Source organism: Desulfonatronum lacustre DSM 10312 (assembly GCF_000519265.1).
GTDB lineage: Bacteria > Desulfobacterota > Desulfovibrionia > Desulfovibrionales > Desulfonatronaceae > Desulfonatronum > Desulfonatronum lacustre.
The window spans coordinates 828,948-847,521 of sequence record NZ_KI912608.1 but is presented as its reverse complement, the minus strand read 5'-3'; the positions used below and the strand labels follow the sequence as shown (position 1 = coordinate 847,521).

12 protein-coding genes are annotated in these 18,574 nt (G+C 59.6%); 2 read left to right on the top strand and 10 right to left on the bottom strand.

Features of this window, described 5'->3' with window-relative positions; genetic code table 11:
- Nucleotides 1-36: 36 nt before the first annotated feature.
- Nucleotides 37-1,779: an NAD+ synthase gene (locus tag DESLA_RS0103960; RefSeq protein WP_028571468.1), complete on the top strand. Its 1,743-nt coding sequence runs from the start codon at nucleotides 37-39 to the stop codon at nucleotides 1,777-1,779.
- A 158-nt stretch (nucleotides 1,780-1,937) separates the two neighbouring features.
- Complete coding sequence (locus DESLA_RS0103955) at nucleotides 1,938-2,879, top strand: AAA family ATPase (protein WP_051434357.1); 942 nt, start codon at nucleotides 1,938-1,940, stop codon at nucleotides 2,877-2,879.
- 431 nt (nucleotides 2,880-3,310) lie between these two features.
- On the opposite strand, the gene DESLA_RS18585 is transcribed toward DESLA_RS0103955, so the two are convergent.
- The 10 genes from DESLA_RS18585 to DESLA_RS0103895 form a co-directional block, all read right to left on the bottom strand.
- The gene (locus DESLA_RS18585; protein ID WP_211239019.1) at nucleotides 3,311-4,981 is read right to left on the bottom strand and encodes a carboxylesterase/lipase family protein; all 1,671 of its coding nucleotides are present in this window, start codon (nucleotides 4,979-4,981) and stop codon (nucleotides 3,311-3,313) included.
- 63 nt (nucleotides 4,982-5,044) lie between these two features.
- The gene (locus tag DESLA_RS0103940; protein ID WP_028571465.1) at nucleotides 5,045-5,239 is read right to left on the bottom strand and encodes a PLDc N-terminal domain-containing protein; all 195 of its coding nucleotides are present in this window, start codon (nucleotides 5,237-5,239) and stop codon (nucleotides 5,045-5,047) included.
- 56 nt (nucleotides 5,240-5,295) lie between these two features.
- Nucleotides 5,296-6,042, bottom strand: coding sequence for a sensor histidine kinase (locus DESLA_RS18580; RefSeq protein ID WP_051434356.1), 747 nt, complete (start codon nucleotides 6,040-6,042; stop codon nucleotides 5,296-5,298).
- Complete coding sequence (locus DESLA_RS0103930) at nucleotides 5,976-7,262, bottom strand: PAS domain-containing protein (protein WP_028571464.1); 1,287 nt, start codon at nucleotides 7,260-7,262, stop codon at nucleotides 5,976-5,978. Before DESLA_RS0103930 ends, DESLA_RS18580 begins: the two co-directional genes overlap by 67 nt.
- 47 nt (nucleotides 7,263-7,309) lie before the next feature.
- On the bottom strand, nucleotides 7,310-7,903 hold the full coding sequence (locus DESLA_RS21455; protein ID WP_051434355.1) for a helix-turn-helix domain-containing protein: 594 nt from the start codon (nucleotides 7,901-7,903) through the stop codon (nucleotides 7,310-7,312).
- A gap of 138 nt (nucleotides 7,904-8,041) precedes the next feature.
- Complete coding sequence (locus DESLA_RS21450) at nucleotides 8,042-10,198, bottom strand: HAMP domain-containing methyl-accepting chemotaxis protein (RefSeq protein ID WP_051434354.1); 2,157 nt, start codon at nucleotides 10,196-10,198, stop codon at nucleotides 8,042-8,044.
- Nucleotides 10,199-10,588: 390 nt separating this feature from the next.
- A complete protein-coding gene (locus DESLA_RS0103915) occupies nucleotides 10,589-11,071 on the bottom strand; it encodes a chemotaxis protein CheW (RefSeq protein WP_028571463.1) in 483 nt (160 codons plus the stop codon).
- A 564-nt stretch (nucleotides 11,072-11,635) separates the two neighbouring features.
- A complete protein-coding gene (locus tag DESLA_RS0103905; RefSeq protein ID WP_028571462.1) occupies nucleotides 11,636-13,795 on the bottom strand; it encodes a methyl-accepting chemotaxis protein in 2,160 nt (719 codons plus the stop codon).
- A gap of 390 nt (nucleotides 13,796-14,185) precedes the next feature.
- Entirely contained in the window at nucleotides 14,186-15,103 is a 918-nt protein-coding gene (locus tag DESLA_RS0103900) for a diguanylate cyclase domain-containing protein (RefSeq protein WP_028571461.1), read from the bottom strand.
- Nucleotides 15,104-15,106: 3 nt separating this feature from the next.
- A complete protein-coding gene (locus DESLA_RS0103895; RefSeq protein WP_028571460.1) occupies nucleotides 15,107-18,469 on the bottom strand; it encodes a PAS domain S-box protein in 3,363 nt (1,120 codons plus the stop codon).
- Nucleotides 18,470-18,574: the final 105 nt, after the last annotated feature.

Below are 18,574 nucleotides of genomic sequence, written 5' to 3'. Positions count from 1 at the left end.
TATTTGACAACCGTGAACCCTTGATCCCACCACCCAATGCGTATCGCCCTGCTCCAAAACAACTACACTGTCGGCGATCTGGACGGAAACGCCCGCAAGATCGCCGACGCCGTCCACGCCGCGGCCCGCCAAAACGCGGCCCTGTGCGTCACCTCGGAACTGTCCCTGTTGGGCTACCCACCCCGGGACCTGCTGCTGAACAAGGGATTCATCGACGCCGGCTGGGCCGTACTGCGCACTCTGGGTCGGGACCTAGCCGACGCCCCGCCCGTGCTGGTAGGCTTGGCCGAGCCGAACACGTCCGGCCAGGGCCGCCCGCTCTGGAACTGCGCGGCCCTGTTACGCGGCGGAGAAATCCAGGACATCTTCCACAAGACCCTTCTGCCCACGTACGACGTCTTTGATGAGGACCGTTATTTCGAGCCCTTCGACGCTCCAGGCTGGTTCGAGTTGGACGGACGGCGGATCGGGGTGACCATCTGCGAGGATATTTGGAACGACAAGGACTTCTGGACGTCGCGGCGCTACCGGATGGACCCGGTGCAGCGGCTGGTCGAGCAGCGCGTGCATTGCGTGGTCAACCTTTCCGCGTCCCCGTTCCATCTGGACAAACACGGCTTCCGGCTGCGCATGCTGGCGAACATGGCTGCCAAGCATCGCCTGCCCCTGGTCTACGTCAATCAGGTGGGCGGCAACGACGACCTGATCTTCGACGGACGAGGTTGCGCCTTTGACGCCAAGGGCGGACAAATCGCGGCGGCCGCGGCCTTTGCCGAAGACCTGATCGTGGTGGATATCGAAATGAGGACGGACGAAGATTCGCATCGGAGAGCCGACCGTCTGGCTGTTGCCGTTGCGCCGGACCAAACGCCGACCGCGTCGATTGCGGTCTCTTCACCGCCCTCCATTGTGGCCGCGTCGGCTGGCGACGGGTCGCGGGAAGAGGAAGTATGGAATGCTCTGGTCCTGGGGGTCCGGGACTACCTGCGGAAAATCGGCTTCAGCAAGGCCCTGCTCGGCCTATCCGGCGGGATCGACTCGGCCCTGACCGCGGCCATCGCCGCCGAAGCCCTGGGGCCGGAAAACGTCCTGGCCGTGCTCCTGCCCTCGCCCTACACCAGCCGGGCCAGCATCGACGACGCCGTGGCCCTGGCCGCCAACCTGGGCGTCAAGCACCTCACCCTGCCCATCGAGGATCTGATGCGGGGCTTCGACGCCTCCCTGACCCAGGCCTTCGCCGGGTATGAGGCGGACGTGACCGAGGAGAACATCCAGGCCCGAATCCGGGGCAACCTGCTGATGGCCCTGTCCAACAAGTACCGGGCCATGCTGCTGACCACGGGGAACAAATCCGAACTGGCCGTGGGCTACTGCACCATGTACGGGGACATGGCCGGAGGCCTGGCGGTCATCGCCGACGTGCCCAAAACCCTGGTCTACGCCACGTCCCGCTGGCTGAACGCCCGTCGCGGGCCCGTGATCCCGGAGCGCATCCTGACCCGTCCGCCCACGGCCGAGCTCCGTCCGAACCAGACCGATCAGGACAGCCTCCCGGAATACAACATCCTGGACGCCATCCTGGAGCGCGTGGTCCAGTTGCACCAATCCAGCGAAGAAATCATCCGCGAAGGCTTCGCCCCGGAGGACGTCCACCGGGTGGTCGGGCTGATCAAAAACGCGGAGTTCAAACGCCGCCAAGCCGCGCCCGGCCTGAAAATCACCGACGTGGCCTTCGGCTCCGGCTGGCGCATGCCCATCGCGGCCCGCTGGCCGATTTAACAGGCTGTTGAAAAACCCCGCTAGCTGCGTTGCTGCAAAAAGTTCAAACCCTCACGTATGACTAAATACGCTTCGGCCTTGAACTTTTTTTGCGCCTTGCCATCGGGGGTTTTTGAACAGCCTGCAGAATCTGACAAGTTTTTAATAAAGGAGAACGATTGCATCACGAACTTCAGCCCGTCCTGACGGGCATCAGCCGCCACCTGCTGGGCAAGAAACGCGAAGTCGGGCTGGCCCTGGCCTGTCTGCTGGCCAAGGGGCATTTGCTGATCGAGGACATTCCCGGGGTGGGCAAGACCACCCTGGCCGAGGCCATGGCTCGAATCCTGGGTCTGAACATGCAGCGCATCCAGTTCACCAGCGACCTCTTGCCCGCGGACATCCTCGGCGTCTCGATCTACGACCGCAGAGAGCAGACCTTCAGCTTCCACCCCGGACCGATCTTTTCCCAGGTTATTCTGGCCGACGAAATCAACCGGGCCACGCCGAAAACCCAAAGCGCCCTGCTGGAGGCCATGGAAGAGGGCCAGGTGACCATGGACGGCCGGACCAGGGCGTTGCCCCATCCGTTTTTCGTCATCGCCACCCAGAATCCGCTCCACCAGATCGGCACCTACCCCCTGCCCGAATCTCAACTGGACCGCTTTCTGATGCGCATCAGCCTGGGCTACCCGGATGCGGCCACGGAGCGCGAACTCCTGCGCATCGACGATCCCCGTGAAGCCCTGCGCGGAGCATCGGCCTTGCTCAAGCCGGAGCGGCTTCTGGAATTGCAGCAAGCCGTCCTGGAGGTCCACGTTTCCGACGCCCTCCTGGACTATGTCCAGGCCCTGCTCAAAACCTCGCGCCGCTCAGCGGCCTTCCAGACCGGCCTCTCCCCCCGGGCCGGACGCGCCCTGCTCCGCGCGGCCCAGGCCTGGGCCTTCCTGGAAGGCCAAACCATGGTCCTGCCCGAACACGTCCAGACCGTCCTCCCCGCCGTCACCAACCATCGCCTTCAATCTTCCTTCCTCAGCCATCCCGACACCACCCAGGGTTCAGAAGAAACCGCTGCGAACCCCGCCGCCACCCTCCTCAAAACCCCGTTGCCTCATCCGTGATGGGTTCGCACGGTCCCACTTTCGTAGCTTACCGCTTGAAGGTGAGATGGAACCAAAAATTGAGGAAATTGTCGTCCATGGCGTATTTCTGGAACCGGGAACCAGGTTTGACGAACAGGGGGGACCTTGTGGATGATGTTGTAGTCTTTCTCTCTCGGACCACCCTGGTCTCCCCCACCCGCCTCCACCCGGTAATCACGGTCATCCTTCCGCCCTGCTCGGATTGCGCTCGCATTTCCCGCAAGACCGCCCCTCCCGCTAAAAGGTAACCCCTGTTACAGTAACAGCGGTTACTGTAACAGGGGTTACTGTAATGAAGATTGCTCTACCTTTTGGCCACCAAAAAGGGAACATTGCTGTTTTCGAGAGCGTTCCCGCGGCCCTGGGTGAACTCCCTTACCAAAAGTGAACGGTTGAGGAAGCAACGAATCTCATTGAGGCGTTCCCGAATCCTGGCCGCTCTGGGTCAGGATATCCGGGTACAGACCTTTCCAGAATGTACAATAATGCGCGGCCGCGGCATTGAAATACCCAAGATTGCCCGGCTCGAAATTCATGACCCGATCGTCCCGGTCAAAAATATTCCATTCCGGCGCCCCCTCGGCAACGGGTTGGCCCTCGCGGGCAAAGTGCGTGAAATAGTCCACCATCTGCTCGGCGAGTTTCTGAGAGGCCGGGGCCAGATCAGGACCGGCGAGCTGCCGGGTGTTGTCGTAATGCGGAAACATGTAGGGCAGTTCGGAGGAATGCACCGCGCCCATCTCGAAACCCGGATTGGTGGTCACCGGCGGCGCGTCACCGTCGGCGAACACGTACTGATAAACCGGCGCCAACTTGCGGATCAGCTTGGCTGATTCCAGATAAATGCAATGGTTCAGGCCAACGTCAGGGCGGAAATCCGACCATACCGTGCCCAGCGCGGCCGGGGCCGACGAGTAATTGGCAACGGGATACTGCTTCGCGATGGCTTCGGACTTTTCGTCATAGGTCTGCTTCAAGAGCGCTTCATAGTTCTCCTCGGTGATTTTCTGTCCGGCCTGCATGGCATAGGCCACGTACAGGCGCAGCTCGTCGCGCGTGCCGCCATAGATTACCGGAACCTGAACGAATTCGCCGGCCGGGAACGCCTGGGCGCCGGGCAGTGGATTGGTCTTGTTGCCGATGCTCGGCATGAAGGTCAGGATGTTCGAACCGGCAACCTTCGTCCCCGCGTCGAGCAGCTCCTTGACCGTTTTACCGCGCAGGCAGGCAAGCGAGCCATTTTCTTCATCACAGCCGACTTCCGAGGCTATCTGCCGCCCGATCTTGTTGGCATCGTCGACGCTGGGCAAAGGCGTAACGCACCCCGCGCTCATGATGATCGCCTTGTGGAACAGCCCGCGCGTTTCGTCCGGCGCGAGCAGGTGCATGCACACCCCCGAGCCCCCGGCTGATTCCCCGGCGATGGTAATGGTATCCGGATCGCCGCCAAACGCGGCGATGTTCCGCCTGACCCAGCGCAACGCGGCGCGCTGATCCTCCAGTCCGTAGCCGCCGTTGTGATCCGCGTCGAAAGACGGATGCGCCGTAAAGCCGAACACGCCGAGACGATAATTCATCGACACCATCACCACGTCGCCGCGCGTGGCCATGTAATCCAACGGATACAACGCGCTGGAGCCGCCCACGAACGCCCCGCCGTGCAACCAGACGATGACCGGACGCTTGCGCGAAAGATCCTCGACATCCTTGTAAGGCGCAGTGACGTTCAGGTGCAGACAGTCCTCGTCCTCGCTGGACTCGGGAATGCCGTAGCGCTCCACTTGCGGGCAGATGGTGCGGTATTGCGTGGCGTCCAGCGTCTCGGTCCAGGCCGAAACGGGTTGGGGAGGCGCCCAGCGCAATTCGCCCACCGGCGCCTGGGCATACGGAATCCCCTTGAATTCGCGCACGCCGTCGCGCACCACACCACGCACCGCTCCCTTGTCGGTCATCACCACGGTCGGATCAACGACGCTCGTCGCGTTCCCCTCCTCATTGACCGCCACGAAACCAACGCAGCAGAGACAGAGCATCGCCACGGCCTTCCGGAGAAAACAGCTCAAGCGCACACCACCAGTCATGACAACCTCCGCAATGTAAAAGAGTATGAGAATTGAAAAACGTCAGGTCCCACATCCGGCGTTTCAGCGGATTTGATATCCGGAGCCGCGTGGCCCGGCCACGAACCAGATAATCAATCCGATCAAGGGCAGAAGGAGGATCAGGACGACCCAGAACACCTTCGAACCGGTGCTCGCACGGCTTTGAAAAACCTGAACAATGGCCCAAACACAGGCGATGAGCAGGATCAAGCTGAATATTCCGCCGACTTCTATCACGGTTGCCTCCTGGTTCGAGTTTTTCGGGGGTTGGAATCAAGATGGTAATACTGTTATCAGTCTTCACCTACTGCCTCAAGTAACGTGAACCACGCCGTGAACCAGAACGTCGAACCTTCGCCTTCCGTGCTTTGCACCCGGATTTCGCCGCCCATCAATTCCACCAGTTCCTTGCAGATGGCCAAGCCCAACCCGGTGCCGGAATATCGGGAGTTCACGTTTTTTCCGCGAACATACGGGGAGAACAGCGCATCAATCTGGTCCGCCGGAACGCCGACCCCCGTATCCGTGACCGTGAAACGCATCAGAGCCCTTGCCCCGTCAATCGACTCCAGACCGCACAGCACATCCACCGTGCCCTGATCCGTGAACTTGATGGCGTTGCCGACGAGATTCAACAGAACTTGCCGCAGCCTGTCCATGTCACCGCCAAGAAAACCCGGGACGTTTTCCGCGATGTCCCACTTGAGGGTCAGGTTCTTTTGACGGGCTAACGGAATCATCAAATTCACCACATCTTCCACGGTCCAGCGGAGCGAGAAGGGCTCTTCCTCAAGCTCGATTTTACCGGCCTCGATTCTGGAGAGGTCCAGCAAAGAGCAGAGCAATTTGAGCATTTTTTCCGAACTCTTGGAAATGTGCGTGACGTACTCACGCTGCTCCTCATCAAGCGAGGTATCCGCAAGCAGATTGACCAAGCCGACAATCCCGCTCAGTGGAGTCCGGACCTCGTGGCTCATCTTGGCCAGGAAGTCGCTTTTGGCCCGACTGGCCTCTTCCGCGGTTTCCTTGGCTTCGGCCAACGCTGCTTCGGCCCGCTTCCGTTCCGTGATGTCCCGCAAAAATTGACGACCTGCCCTCCATTCTCATTCAGCAATGTCGAGGAGATCTCGAAGTTGCGAAGTGTTCCGTCGCTCTTGCGGTACCGGAGCTCGAACAGCTCGCAACCATTCGTGATGATGCGCTCCACTCTTTCCGCGATTTCAGACGGCGTTTCGTCGCCTTCCAGGTCTTTGATGTTCAGGCGTAGCAGCTCTCCCCTGCTGTACCCGGTCATGCGACAGTACGCCTCGTTGACGTCGACGAGATTGCCCCGCAAGTCGACGATGCAGAAACCATCCCGTATCGTATCAAGGATTGATCTCAGGTGGGCTTTTTGTTCGAGCAATGCCTTTTCTGCCAGCATTCTTTCGGTGAGATCTATATCAGTGCAGAACAACTCAGGAAGAACGCCTTCTTTTTTGACGATCGCGTGACTGGAATACACGAGGACCGGGGTGCCGTCCTTGCGTACCAGCCACCATTCGGATGCGGGGATCGTCACACCGGAATGGGCCATCTGCCGCATCGCCACTTTGACTTCCTCCCGTATTCCCGGAGGAATGACTAAGTCCAGGATATTGCGGCCCACGGCTTCCTCGGCTGAATAGCCGTAGATGTGTTCCGAAGCCAAATTCCAGTAGAAGATCGTGCCGTCCTGCCGATACCCTTGAACGGCCACGTTGGGGAAATTCTCGAGAAGATTGCGAAAACGGGCTTCGGTTTCCGCGAGTTGATCAAGTGCGATCATCAGGTGGGTGATGTCATGTATCGTGATTATCACTCCTGCTATTTTTTCTCCGTCCCTGCATGGCGCATACGTCCGACTGAGAAATCTGCGGCCATACTCCCCGGGCACCCATCCTGCCCGATACGTTCTCTCCCCACGCAGGAAGACGGTATCCAGGCAAGGTTTTATTTCAAGGTCATAACATGCGCGCCCTCGTATTCTGGAAATGAGTGTTTCGTAGTCCTTCCCAACAATTTCCATTGCGGTCATGTTGACAAGTTTTTCATATGCAGTGTTCGCGATGACGATAATGCCTTTATTGTCAACGTATGCTTGCGGATTATTCGATTCCCTGACTATTAACTTGAAAATTTTCAAGACTTCTTCAGTCTTGATTCGCTCTGAAATCTCCTGCTGATATCGAGACAGTGTCAACTCAAGATCGGTATTTCTTTCCCGAACATATTTCTCCAACTGTTCTTTATCGCGATTGAGAGCACGCTCTAGAAGAATTTGATCCGTTATATCCTGAATAAGAATATATGGTTCTTCATGTTGCTTTGACCAGGAAAGAAATCCCTGGAAAGAATCACAAAGCGATTTTCCGAGGATTTGGTGACTATATGGAGGAACTGGCTCCCGATGTTTCCAGATTGCTTCGCCGCATCAATAAACGCCTTGAACACGGATTGTTCCTCCGGCGAAACATGCTTCAAAAAGCGATTCAAGGTGGGTTTGACGGAAAAAGGCGTGTAGCCAAGAAGCTGATACAAGGAAGCGGACCAGCGAGATGGTCCGGACGAAGTCCTCAAAGCCCACATCCCGGCCAGAGAATGTCCGCAAGTCGCTTGGTTTTGTCCCGTTTTTTCGAGACAGACACCTCGTCCCTTTTCGTCCGCAACCAGAAACAGCGTGGCCAAGCATGAATCAAGAACCGCGCAAATCCGTTCCAATAACGTGATGGTCGGCTGCGACTCGCCCCGTTCAACGCGGTTATACTGTCGCAGGCTGATATCGAGCTTTAGCGCCAGTTCGGCCTGGGTCATGTTTTTCAACGTCCGCAAATATTTCAATCGCTCTCCGAGCCGGCGAACCGAATTTGACCATTGGTTCATGTGCCCCTCCTTTCGTTCCCCGAAGAGTTCTGCCCCAAACCGTCTCTCCTTTTGAGGTTGTGCCGTTCTTGACGCAAGATGCCGTGAGAGGAAGATATCGCCCGGCCCGGCCAGAATAGAGCCGGGCCGGGCGAATGATCAACCCTGCTTGAGTTGTTGCACCAGGGTGCGCAGTTCCACGGCCTGGCGGGCCAGTTCGGACACGGCCTGGGCCGACTGGTCCATGACCTCGCTGGTTTCCGTGGAGATCCGGTTGATGTCCTCCATCCCGCGGTTGATCTCCTCGCTGGCCGCGGACTGTTCCTCCGCGGCGGTGGCGATGGAGCGGACCTGGTCCGAGGCTTCCTCCACCAGGGAAACGATCTCCCGCAGAGCCTGACCCGAGACAGTGGCCAGCTTGGTGGCCTCGCCCACGGCTTCGACGGCCTGTTCCATGCCCCGGAGGCTGTCCTTGGTGCCGTCCTGGATGGCCATGATGGCGTCGCCCACTTCCTTGGTGGCATTCATGGTCTTCTCGGCCAGCTTGCGCACCTCGTCGGCCACCACGGCGAAGCCTCTCCCGGCGTCTCCGGCCCGGGCCGCTTCGATGGCCGCGTTCAGAGCCAGCAAATTGGTCTGGTCCGCGATATCCTCGATCACGGTCATGATCCGGCCGATCTGCTCGGCCTGCCGCCCGAGCTTGGTCAGATCGTCCTTCATGGCCTCGGTCGTGCTTTCCACCCGATTAATGGCCGCCACCGCCTGAGAGACCACGCTCGCGCCGTCTTGGGCCTTGCCCCGGGCATTTTCAGAACCTTCGGCCGCGGAGGAAGCATTTTTGGCCACTTCCAGGACCGTGGCGTTCATCTCCTCCATGGCCGTGGCCGTCTCCCCGGTGCGGTTCTTCTGCTCCTCCGCGCCCCGGCTGGCCTGCTCCACCTGGGCGGAAAGCTGCTCCGACGCCGTGGTCATCCGCTCCACGACGCCCTCCACGACGTCCGCGGCCTGGAGGATGTTCTCCTTGGATTGCTCCGCCTGCCGTTTGGCGGCCTCCGCGGCTTCCGAGGCGGACTTGGCCTTTTCGGTCTCCTGTTGGGCCAACGTACTCTGGCGCGCGGCTTCCCGCATCTTTTCGACCAGGGATTGGACCATGGCCTGGATGCTCTGATTCAACTGGCCGACTTCATCCTTTTGATCAATGTCCGATTTGGCGTCCAAATCCCCCTGGGCCACGGTCTCGGCATATCTCGTCAAGCGGGTCATCGGCCCGGCGACCATCCGGCTGATCGTCACACCGAGGATAACCGCCACCAGCACGCCGACGATGGCGACGATCAAAGCCAGCATTTCCAGAAAGACGGCCTTCCGATGCGCGGATTCCACTTCCGCGTCGCTGATCTCCAGGTTGATTTCCACTATTCGTTCAAGATGGTCCATCGCCTGATATTGCAGGTCGCGCACCCGGCCCATGGTCAGGTCGCCGATACGTTCAAAAAGCGCATCCGCCCGTCCAGTTTCTTCCAGGATACGATAGAGCCCTTCCAGGACTTCATCGACCGCGGGTTGCATGACCCGGCTGAACAGCCGCACGGCTTCCTGATGATTCTCAACGGTCGTGGCGGCGCGGATGGCGCCCACGGTTTGGTACACCTGGTCATGCGCGCCGCGGATGTCGCCGAGTACTTTCAGAACGGCGTCGTTGACGATGGGGCCTGCATCCGTTCGGGGATTTTCGCGCCACTTTCCAAAATCAGTCGCCTGGACATCGTCATGGCCCTCGAACGTGCTGACGCCCAACAACAGATTCGCGACCTGCAATTCCAATTGGTACAGATCTCCACGGAACTGCTGCAGTTGTTCAGCAAGTTCATCCGGATCAAGAATACCGATCCGATCGAATTCCTTATGCAGCGCCATCAATTCGTCATTCGCCTCGCCCCACCGCGGCAGCATTTGCATGAACGCCCGCCATTCCTGGGCTTCGTCGGCACGCTGAGGGAGCGGCTCGTAAATCGCCATGGCGGCTCGATATTTCTCACGGGCCTCCGCGAACTGCTTGTACTGCGCTTCGCGGACCTCCATGTTGTTGCGCGGATTAAGCAGGGTCCGCAACGACTGAGCAAGTTCAGCCATTTGGAATTCCATGATCAGAACACTCTGGACACTCGGCAGCCGCACCTCGCCGATCTCGTCGATGGAGTCCTCCATCTGTGTCAGACCATAATACCCGACACCGCCGACAAACAGCGTCAGCATTGCGACGCACAGAAATCCGGCGATGATTTTCCTGCCAATGGCAACATCACGTAAACGCATTCAGGTTCCTCCGTTCTTTAAGGTTGAAAAAAGGTAACTACTCAGTACATTTTGTGTCCGATCTTGCTCCAATCGGTGTCGGGGTCGGCGCTTCGCTATCGGAGTCGGAATCGAAACAGGAAGAAATTTAGAACGCATCCCAGCGTTTTCGATCCCGATCCCGATTCCGATTCCGACCCCGGCAACAGAATTACTCTGTGCTGAGTAGTTACGAAAAAAGTACCTCTCGGGAAAACAAGGATGCAGCCGCTTGCCAAACCCTGTTCGTTTGTCGACAAACCGATACACCCCGATACGCCTCGCGTTGCCGTCATCGCTCCATGTGCCGCATTTCCGGCCCGGAGTGGTTCCCCACGGCCCGGCGGCTTTCCTGGTAAAGATTGTTCGCTGTTACAGCCCCGACAGCATGCTCTGCTCGCCCCTGCTCAGTAGCCGGTCCAGGTCCAGCAATATCAACAACCGATCCGCCAGCTTGCCCACCCCGCTGATGTACTCGGATTCGATCCCGGCAATGATGGGCGGCGGCGGTTCCACGGTGTTGGCCGGAATGCGCAGCACCTCGGACACCGAATCCACCACGAAGCCGACGATGACGGCGTTGATCTCGATGACGATGATCCGGGTGTGCTTGTCGTGATCCTGGGCGGTCATGCCGAAACGTGTCCGCAGATCAATGATCGGAATGACCTTGCCCCGCAGATTGATCACTCCCTCCACGAAATCCGGAGCCTTGGGCACCCGGGTGATGCCCATCATCCGGATGATCTCCTGCACCTTGAGGATCTCCACCCCGAACTCCTCGTCTCCAATGTTAAACGTGACCAGTTGCAGCAAGGTTCCATCCTTGCCCGGCGACTCCTGTTGACTGTGCATTTTTCTCCTCCCATGCTGGTTCATGCTCTAAGTATTGGCCCCTTGCCCCCGGCTCACGGATCATGATCTTCAGGTTGGAGACCATGGCCGAGAAGGACTCCAAGGGGAACAAAGGCGTCAAATCTGTTCTGAAAATTATTTTAACAGTATGATGATAACACAAAAAAAGTCCGTACGTATACGTCACGAAGCGGCGTATTCGAGGCTTTTTTTGAGGGGAGGGAACAACGCTGTGAGCGTTGTTCAGGAGAGACTGGGTAAGGAGGGCATGCCGCGTCCGCGCTTTCTATTCCGCGAGAAGCGGCAGGAGGTATCTCAAAATGGTGGGACAGGCAGGATGCCTGCGCCCTGGTTCTACGCGAAGGATTGGAATGTCAGATATTGCTGCTGCCCGGGTTGCCGCGCCCATCCAGGGCGACCGCGAGGGCCGCCCCTACGGAGGATTGACGCGGCACGGATAGCTACCACACTGTTCAGGTTGCTTTTGCTCGCATCCTTAGCCTGTATAAAAAGTGAGAGGAAATCATCGCCCGGCCCGGGCTGAATCCAGGCCGGGCGAAATGATCAATCCTGCTTGAGTTGCTGCACCAAGGTGCGCAGTTCCACGGCCTGGCGGGCCAGTTCGGACACGGCCTGGGCCGACTGATCCATGACATCGCTGGTCTCCATGGAGATCCGGTTGATGTCCTCCACGCTGCGGTTGATCTCCTCGCTGGCCGAGGATTGTTCCTCCGCGGCGGTGGCGATGGAGCGGACCTGGTCCGCGGCTTCCTCCACCAGGGTTACGATTTCCTGCAACGACTGACCCGAAACATTGGCCAGCTTGGTGGCCTCGCCCACGGCTTCAACGGCCTGTTCCATGCCCCGGAGGCTGCCCTTGGTGCCTTCCTGGATGGCCATGATGGCGTCGCCCACCTCCTTGGTGGCATTCATGGTCTTTTCGGCCAGCTTACGCACCTCGTCGGCCACCACGGCGAATCCCCTCCCGGCGTCTCCGGCCCGGGCCGCTTCGATGGCCGCGTTCAAGGCCAGCAAATTGGTTTGGTCGGCGATGTCCTCAATCACGGTCATGATCCGGCCGATCTGCTCGGCCTGTTGGCCAAGTTTGTTCAAGTCGCCCTTCATGGCCTGCGTCTTCTGCTCCACCACGTTTATGGCCGCCACAGCCTGGGAGACCACGCCAGCGCCGTCCTGGGCCTTGACACGGGCCTTGTCCGATCCCTCGGCCGCGGACGAGGCGTTCTTTGCCACTTCCAGGACCGTGGCGTTCATTTCCTCCATGGCCGTGGCCGTCTCCCCGGTGCGGTTCTTCTGCTCCTCCGCGCCCCGGCTGGACTGCTCCACCTGGGCCGCCAACTGCTCCGAAGCCGTGGTCATTCGTTCCACGACGCGTTCCACAGTGGCCGCGGCCTGGAGGATATCCTCATTAGATTGCTCCGCTTGCCGTTTGGCGGCCTCCGCGGCTTCCGAGGCGGCCCTGGCCTTTTCCATCTGCTCCGCGGCCTCTCGGGCTTTGGCGTCCGCCTCGCTGATCTTAATCTTGAGGTTGGAGACCATGGTGGAGACGGACTCTTTGAGCTGACCCAATTCAGCCTTGAAATTGCCTTCCGCTTCAGCGTCCAGGTTCCCGGCGGCGACCTCGCCGGCGAAGGACTGCAAGCTCGCGAAGGGCTGGAGCAGCTCGCGACGCAGGATGACCAGAGTCGAAACAACCACCAGCACCAGCATGATCGTGCCCATAATCATCGCGGCCACGCGCAGCGCCGTGATCGGCGCGAAGGCTTCAGCCTCATCGATCTCGGCCAGCAAGGCCCAATGCGTATCACCGATGGAAATACGCGTATAAGCCGAGAGCACCGGATTGTCGTTGTAATCAAGGAAAATCCCGACGCCGGTCGCTCCGGCCAAGGCCTTTCGAACGGGTTCGGTGTCCACCTTGCCTTTGATGGGGTCGGCAAACGAAGCCTTGACCGTATGGTTGACCGGGTCGAGATAGGAATCCGAGCGCATCAGCTTGTCCTGGCCCACCAGGTAGGTTTCTCCGGTTCGGCCCATGCCCGAGCGCAGGGTCGTCAAGGCGTTGACCTCCCCCAAGGAGACCTGCAAGGCGACGACCCCCGCGACCCGCCCCCCTTGGTGAATCGGTCCGGCGATGAAGGCGGCCGGTTCGCCGTTGGACGGGCTGTAGGGAGAAAAGTCGATGAACACCTGCCCGCCCTGCATCGCCCCGGCCCAGGCCTTGGCGAGTCCGCTGTTGGCAAGTACGCCTTTGGACAAGTCCTCTCCCAAATCTGGCTCCTCGGCCTGGGTGAACAGGATCCGACCGTCGCCGCCAATGACGAAAACGTCGTAGTAGCCTTGCACGGTGACATACCCTTCCAGGTCGGGCAAAAACTCCTGATGAAGCGATTTGTAACGCCTTGCTTGAATATCCATCCTGGCACCGGGCCGGACGCCGGATGCTGCGGCGTGGTCGGCGAACTCATCCAGAGCCCGGCCGGCGGCATCGTCGCTCTGAAGCATGTTCAGGTCGCCGAACCACCTCTGTATCAGTCCTTCCAGGGCGTGCTTCTTCACGTCTCTTACGGATTCAAGCTGCTGGAAAACCGAGGTCGAAACGGCCTCAGCCCCTTTATAAGTCCCGTACCACCCCACTACGGCCATAGGGATTATGCTCACAGCCAACGTGAAGCAGATCATCTTCGTCTTCAGATTCAATTGCACTATTCCTCCTTAGTTAGTTGCTCTCCAGCTTACATCCTTGACAGTACGCTATGGCCTTGCCCCTGGCTCACGGATCATGATCTACAGGTTGAGACCATGACCGAGAGCGTTGGAAAACAAGGCGTCAAACCTGCTCTGGATATTATGTAAATTTATGATGATAACAGCAAAATGACCGTGCGTATACGACATGAAATGGCGTATTGGCGATATTTTTTGAAAGGGAGGGGCTGACGTCGAGGAGGAGAGAGCTTGGCTGGGCGGTGAGGATCGGGAATGGATGGCGAAATGTTGAAATATATCAGGTGGCAGTGTCGTTGGAAAATGTGCGACCTCGACATAAAAGCGCCGGGAGGCGCGCCGCCTGAATGGCGGCGCGCTGCGCTGGTCCTACTCCTCAGCGGCCTGCACCCGATTACGCCCGGATTCCTTGGCTTTATAGAGGGCGCCGTCCGCTGCGTCCACCAGGCTCCGGGGCAATGCGGCCGGCTGGGCGAAGCTGGTGGCGTGGCCCAGGGAGACGGTTATGTGGTCCGCGACCGGGGAGTGTTCGTGGGGCAGTTTGAGGTTGGAGACGGCCTCGCGCATGGCCGAGGCGATCATCTCGGCTCCTTGAACGTCGGTCTCCGGGAGCAGGGCCGCGAACTCCTCGCCGCCGTAGCGGGCGACCAGGTCCGCCGGACGTTGAACCACGGAGCGCAACGCTCCGGCCACCTGTTGCAGGCAGATGTCCCCGGCCCCGTGGCCGTAGTTGTCGTTATAAGGCTTGAAATGGTCGATATCGATCATGACCACGCTGATGGGCAGGGCGTTTCGGGATGCGCGCTTCCATTCATGCTCCAGGCTCTGGTCGAAACTGCGCCGATTGGCGATTCCGGTCAGCCCGTCCACCATGGCCAACCGTTCCAGCATTTCCGTGCGGGCCTTCAACTGGACGTGGGTGCGTACCCTGGCCTTGACCACCGGGATGCTGAACGGCTTGGTGATATAGTCCACGGCCCCGAGGTTCAGCCCCAGGGCCTCGTCCTCGCTGGAGCTTTTGGCCGTGACGAAGATCACGGGGATGTCCTTGGTTTCCGGAGCGTTCTTGAGCCGCCGGCAGACTTCGTACCCGTCCATCTCCGGCATCATGACGTCCAGCAGGATGATGTCCGGCGGGTCGTCGGACGCGGCGATAATCAGGGCCTTTGGGCCGTTGGCCGCGATGCGCACCCGGTAGTCCGTGCGCAGGGCCTCGGCCAGTACCTGGATGTTGACGGGAACGTCGTCCACGATCAGTACGGATCGGAGTTCCTGGGATTCGGACATGGGTCATGCTCCTTGTTCCGGTTGCGACGACACGGCGGTTCGCATCGCCTGGAGGACGGCGAAGGCGGATTCGTAATCAAAGCGTTCCAGACAGCGCCGCACTTCCTCCATCAAGGCCCGCTCTTCTCCGGCCAAGGCCCGTTCCAATCGCTCCAGCACGGCTTCCTCAACCAAGTCCCCGCCTTCCACCAAACGGATCATCCGGTCCAGGATTGCCAGGGCGACCTCGGCATCCGGCTCTCCTGAAGCATCCGGAATATTTTGGATATCCGTGCTATTGGCGACGGCGATCCACTTGGCCAGGACGGCGAACAGTTTGTGTTGTTCAATGGGCTTGGACAGATAGTCGTCCATGCCCGCGGCCAGACATTCTTCCCGGTCTTGAGCCATGGCCCCGGCGGTCATGGCGATGATCGGAATGTGGGGTTCACGGTCGTAGGGTTCACGGTTCACGGTTGTTTCCGTGGTGTCGTCGGCATGGGTTGCAATTGGCGCAACTCCGTCGGGCGCACCGCAGTGCGCCCCTACACCAATACCGTCATCCGCCGTTTCTCCAACCGTTGAACCGTTGAACCGTGAACCCTGAACCTCCGCGGCGCGGATGCGTCGGGTCGCCTCCAGACCGTTCATCACCGGCATCTGCACGTCCATCAGCACGGCGTCGAACCGATGGGGGCGGTCGACGTCCTTCACGGCCTTGGCGTCCTCGAAAACCGCTTGCACCGCCTGGACGGCCTCCAGCCCGTTATGAGCAACGGTGACCCGCAAACCGGCCTGCTGGAGATATTCCCGGGCAACTTCCTCGTTAATGACATCATCTTCGACCAACAAGATCCGCGCCCCCCGAATGGACTCGACCAAGGTCCGGATATCCGGAAGGTTCGTCGCGGTGAAGGAAGCGGAAGGTTGCCCGAGTTCCGTTTCCGCCACGGATTGAAAGTTCGCGGTGAGCACGAAGGTGCTGCCCCGGCCCGGAACGCTTTCAAAGTCCAGGTCGCCGTGCATCATTTCGGCCAGGAATTTGCTGATGGTCAGCCCCAGCCCCGTGCCGCCGAATTTGCGGGTGGTGGACGCGTCGGCCTGGGTGAAAACAGTGAAGAGCCGTTCCCGCTCCTCGGGCTTGATGCCGATGCCCGTATCTTTCACGGCGAACCGTAGTCGAACCTGTTCAGCGTCTCGTCCCACCAGACCGACGCGCAGTTCCACTCCGCCGCGTTCCGTGAACTTCACGGCGTTGCTCAGCAGGTTGCTCAGGGCCTGTTCCAGGCGCAGCGAGTCGCCCACAAGGCTGCGGGGAACATTCGGTTCCACCAGAAAGGAGAGATCCAGTCCTTTTTCTTTGACCGGCGCTTCCATTAATGCGCTCAATTGATCCAGGACCTCATTCAGGGCAAAAACCCGCTGCTCCAGAACCAGCCGCCCGGCCTCGATCTTGGAATAGTCCAGGATATCGTTGAGGATGCGCAACAGCATCCTGGACGAGCGCAGCACCTTTTGCAAATAGTCGCGCTGCGGGGGATTCAGTTGAGTTTCCAGGCAAAGCTGGGTCAGGCCGATCACCGCGTTCAGGGGAGTGCGGATTTCATGACTCATGTTGGCCAGAAAAGTGCTTTTAGTTTTGAACGCCGTCTCAGCCGCCTCCTTAGCCTGGACCAGATCCGCTTCAACCTGCTTGCGATCGGAAATATCCACCACCATGCCGACGAAGTTGACCACCCTCCCTTGTTCGTCCCGGATCGCGGCCACGGAAAGATCCGCCCATACCACCCGGCCGGACCTGGTGAGGTAGCGCTTTTCCAGACGATAATCCTCACGCTCGCCGCCCATGATTTCCTTGAAGAACTCCACTTCCAAGGAAATATCGTCCGGGTGCGTGAATCGGCTGAAATTCATGCCGATCAACTCGCCCCCCGGGTATTCGAGCAGATGAGCGAAGCTGTCGTTGAAGGTGATGATGCTCCCGGTTTCGTCCGCAAAGGCGATTCCGGTCACGGCTCGTTCAAAGATGCCGCGATACCGCGCCACGGCTTGGGCCAGGGCCTGCTCGGTCCGCTTGCGCTCCGTGACGTCCCGGGCCGCCGAGTGGATGATTTCCCCCTGGGGTTTGGAACGCCACTCGATCCATCGATACGAACCGTCCCGGGCGCGAAAACGATTTTCAAAAAACAGCACGTCCTGTTGCGAGTTCAGGTGCGTGCTTGCGGCCTGGGTCTGGTCCACGTCGTCGGGGTGGACAAAGTCCAGATACGGTCGGCCCTCAAGCTCGGAAAGCGGATATCCGAGCACTTTTTCCCATTCAGGGTTCAGCCGGATAAATCGCCCGTGGACGTCGGCAATGCAGAGTAGATCCAGGGAGACGTTGAAAAACCGTTCCAACTCAACGCTCTTTTGCCGCAATGCCTCATCCGCCGCGGCCATGCTCGCCGCGACATGAGCCCGTCGCCGTTGGTCGGCCCAAAGCACGAGCACCGAGGCCGCGGTCAACAGGGCGAACAGGCCTCCCAACGTGAAGACATATGCTTTCCAGGAAGCATACAGCGCGTCCAGGTCGCGACCGAGCCAGACGAGCAACGGATAGTCCATGTTCAGGGACGACGGTTGCATCGCGCTCAGGGCGACCATCATCCCGTGATCGCGAAAATGAACGACGCCTCCGCTCTCGTCGGCATTGACCGAAGGCGTCGCAAGGGCGTCGGCTCGGAGCAGGTCCTGGGCGGGCCGGGTCATGTGCTCCGGGATGGTTAAAAAGTGTTGTCCCTCTCCATGGGCCGCGGAGACCCACATATCCGGAGCATAGCGCACGGAATCGAAGATGATTTTGAAAAAATCCGGATTGATGGTCGCGCTGACCACGCCGTCGAATTCCCCCTCCGGCCCGGGAACCATGCGCACCACGTTCAAGGCCCAGACCCCCAGGGCCGTGGTAAAGGGAGGACCGACATACAGAGTGTCGGCGTCCGGGGCGCGCAACGGGGCTTGAAAATAGGCGCGCTCAAAAAAACCGGTCCCGAGCACTTCCGGACGGTTGCCCGCCACGACCACGCCCTGGGCATCCAGGATAAGCAACGTCCGCACCACGGGCATGGCTTGGACAAATGCCTTCAGGCGGACATTGGCCCGGTCCAGGCCGTCGGCTTGCCCCTTCCAGGTTTCCAACTCATCCACGATGCTGCTGAGAATCTGATTGACGGAGGAAAGCTGGAGCGTCAGATTGTCCCGCAATACCCTGACCTGTCCGGACAACCGTTCCTGCTCAAAGGCCTCGACTTCACGGTAGTCGCTGTACAACGTGTGCGCGACGAACCCGCCGAGAGCCGACAACAGGGCCCCCAGCAGCAACCATTCCGTCAGATAGTGTCGTTTCATGAAATACGATCTCGTGGGTGGGCGATTCCGGGCACGAACACCGCTTTGCTGAGCACGCGCCCGAGATACCGGCCGAAATACCGGCGGACATTCATGACTACTCTG

Bases quoted from the DNA above. Each gene is read 5' to 3' on its own strand.
- DESLA_RS18585 (WP_211239019.1), bottom strand. From the start codon at position 4,981: ATGACTGGTGGTGTGCGCTTGAGCTGTTTTCTCCGGAAGGCCGTGGCG.
- DESLA_RS21450 (WP_051434354.1), bottom strand. From the start codon at position 10,198: ATGCGTTTACGTGATGTTGCCATTGGCAGGAAAATCATCGCCGGATTT.
- DESLA_RS0103895 (WP_028571460.1), bottom strand. From the start codon at position 18,469: ATGAAACGACACTATCTGACGGAATGGTTGCTGCTGGGGGCCCTGTTG.
- DESLA_RS21455 (WP_051434355.1), bottom strand. From the start codon at position 7,903: ATGAACCAATGGTCAAATTCGGTTCGCCGGCTCGGAGAGCGATTGAAA.
- DESLA_RS0103900 (WP_028571461.1), bottom strand. From the start codon at position 15,103: ATGTCCGAATCCCAGGAACTCCGATCCGTACTGATCGTGGACGACGTT.
- DESLA_RS0103960 (WP_028571468.1), top strand. From the start codon at position 37: ATGCGTATCGCCCTGCTCCAAAACAACTACACTGTCGGCGATCTGGAC.
- DESLA_RS0103915 (WP_028571463.1), bottom strand. From the start codon at position 11,071: ATGCACAGTCAACAGGAGTCGCCGGGCAAGGATGGAACCTTGCTGCAA.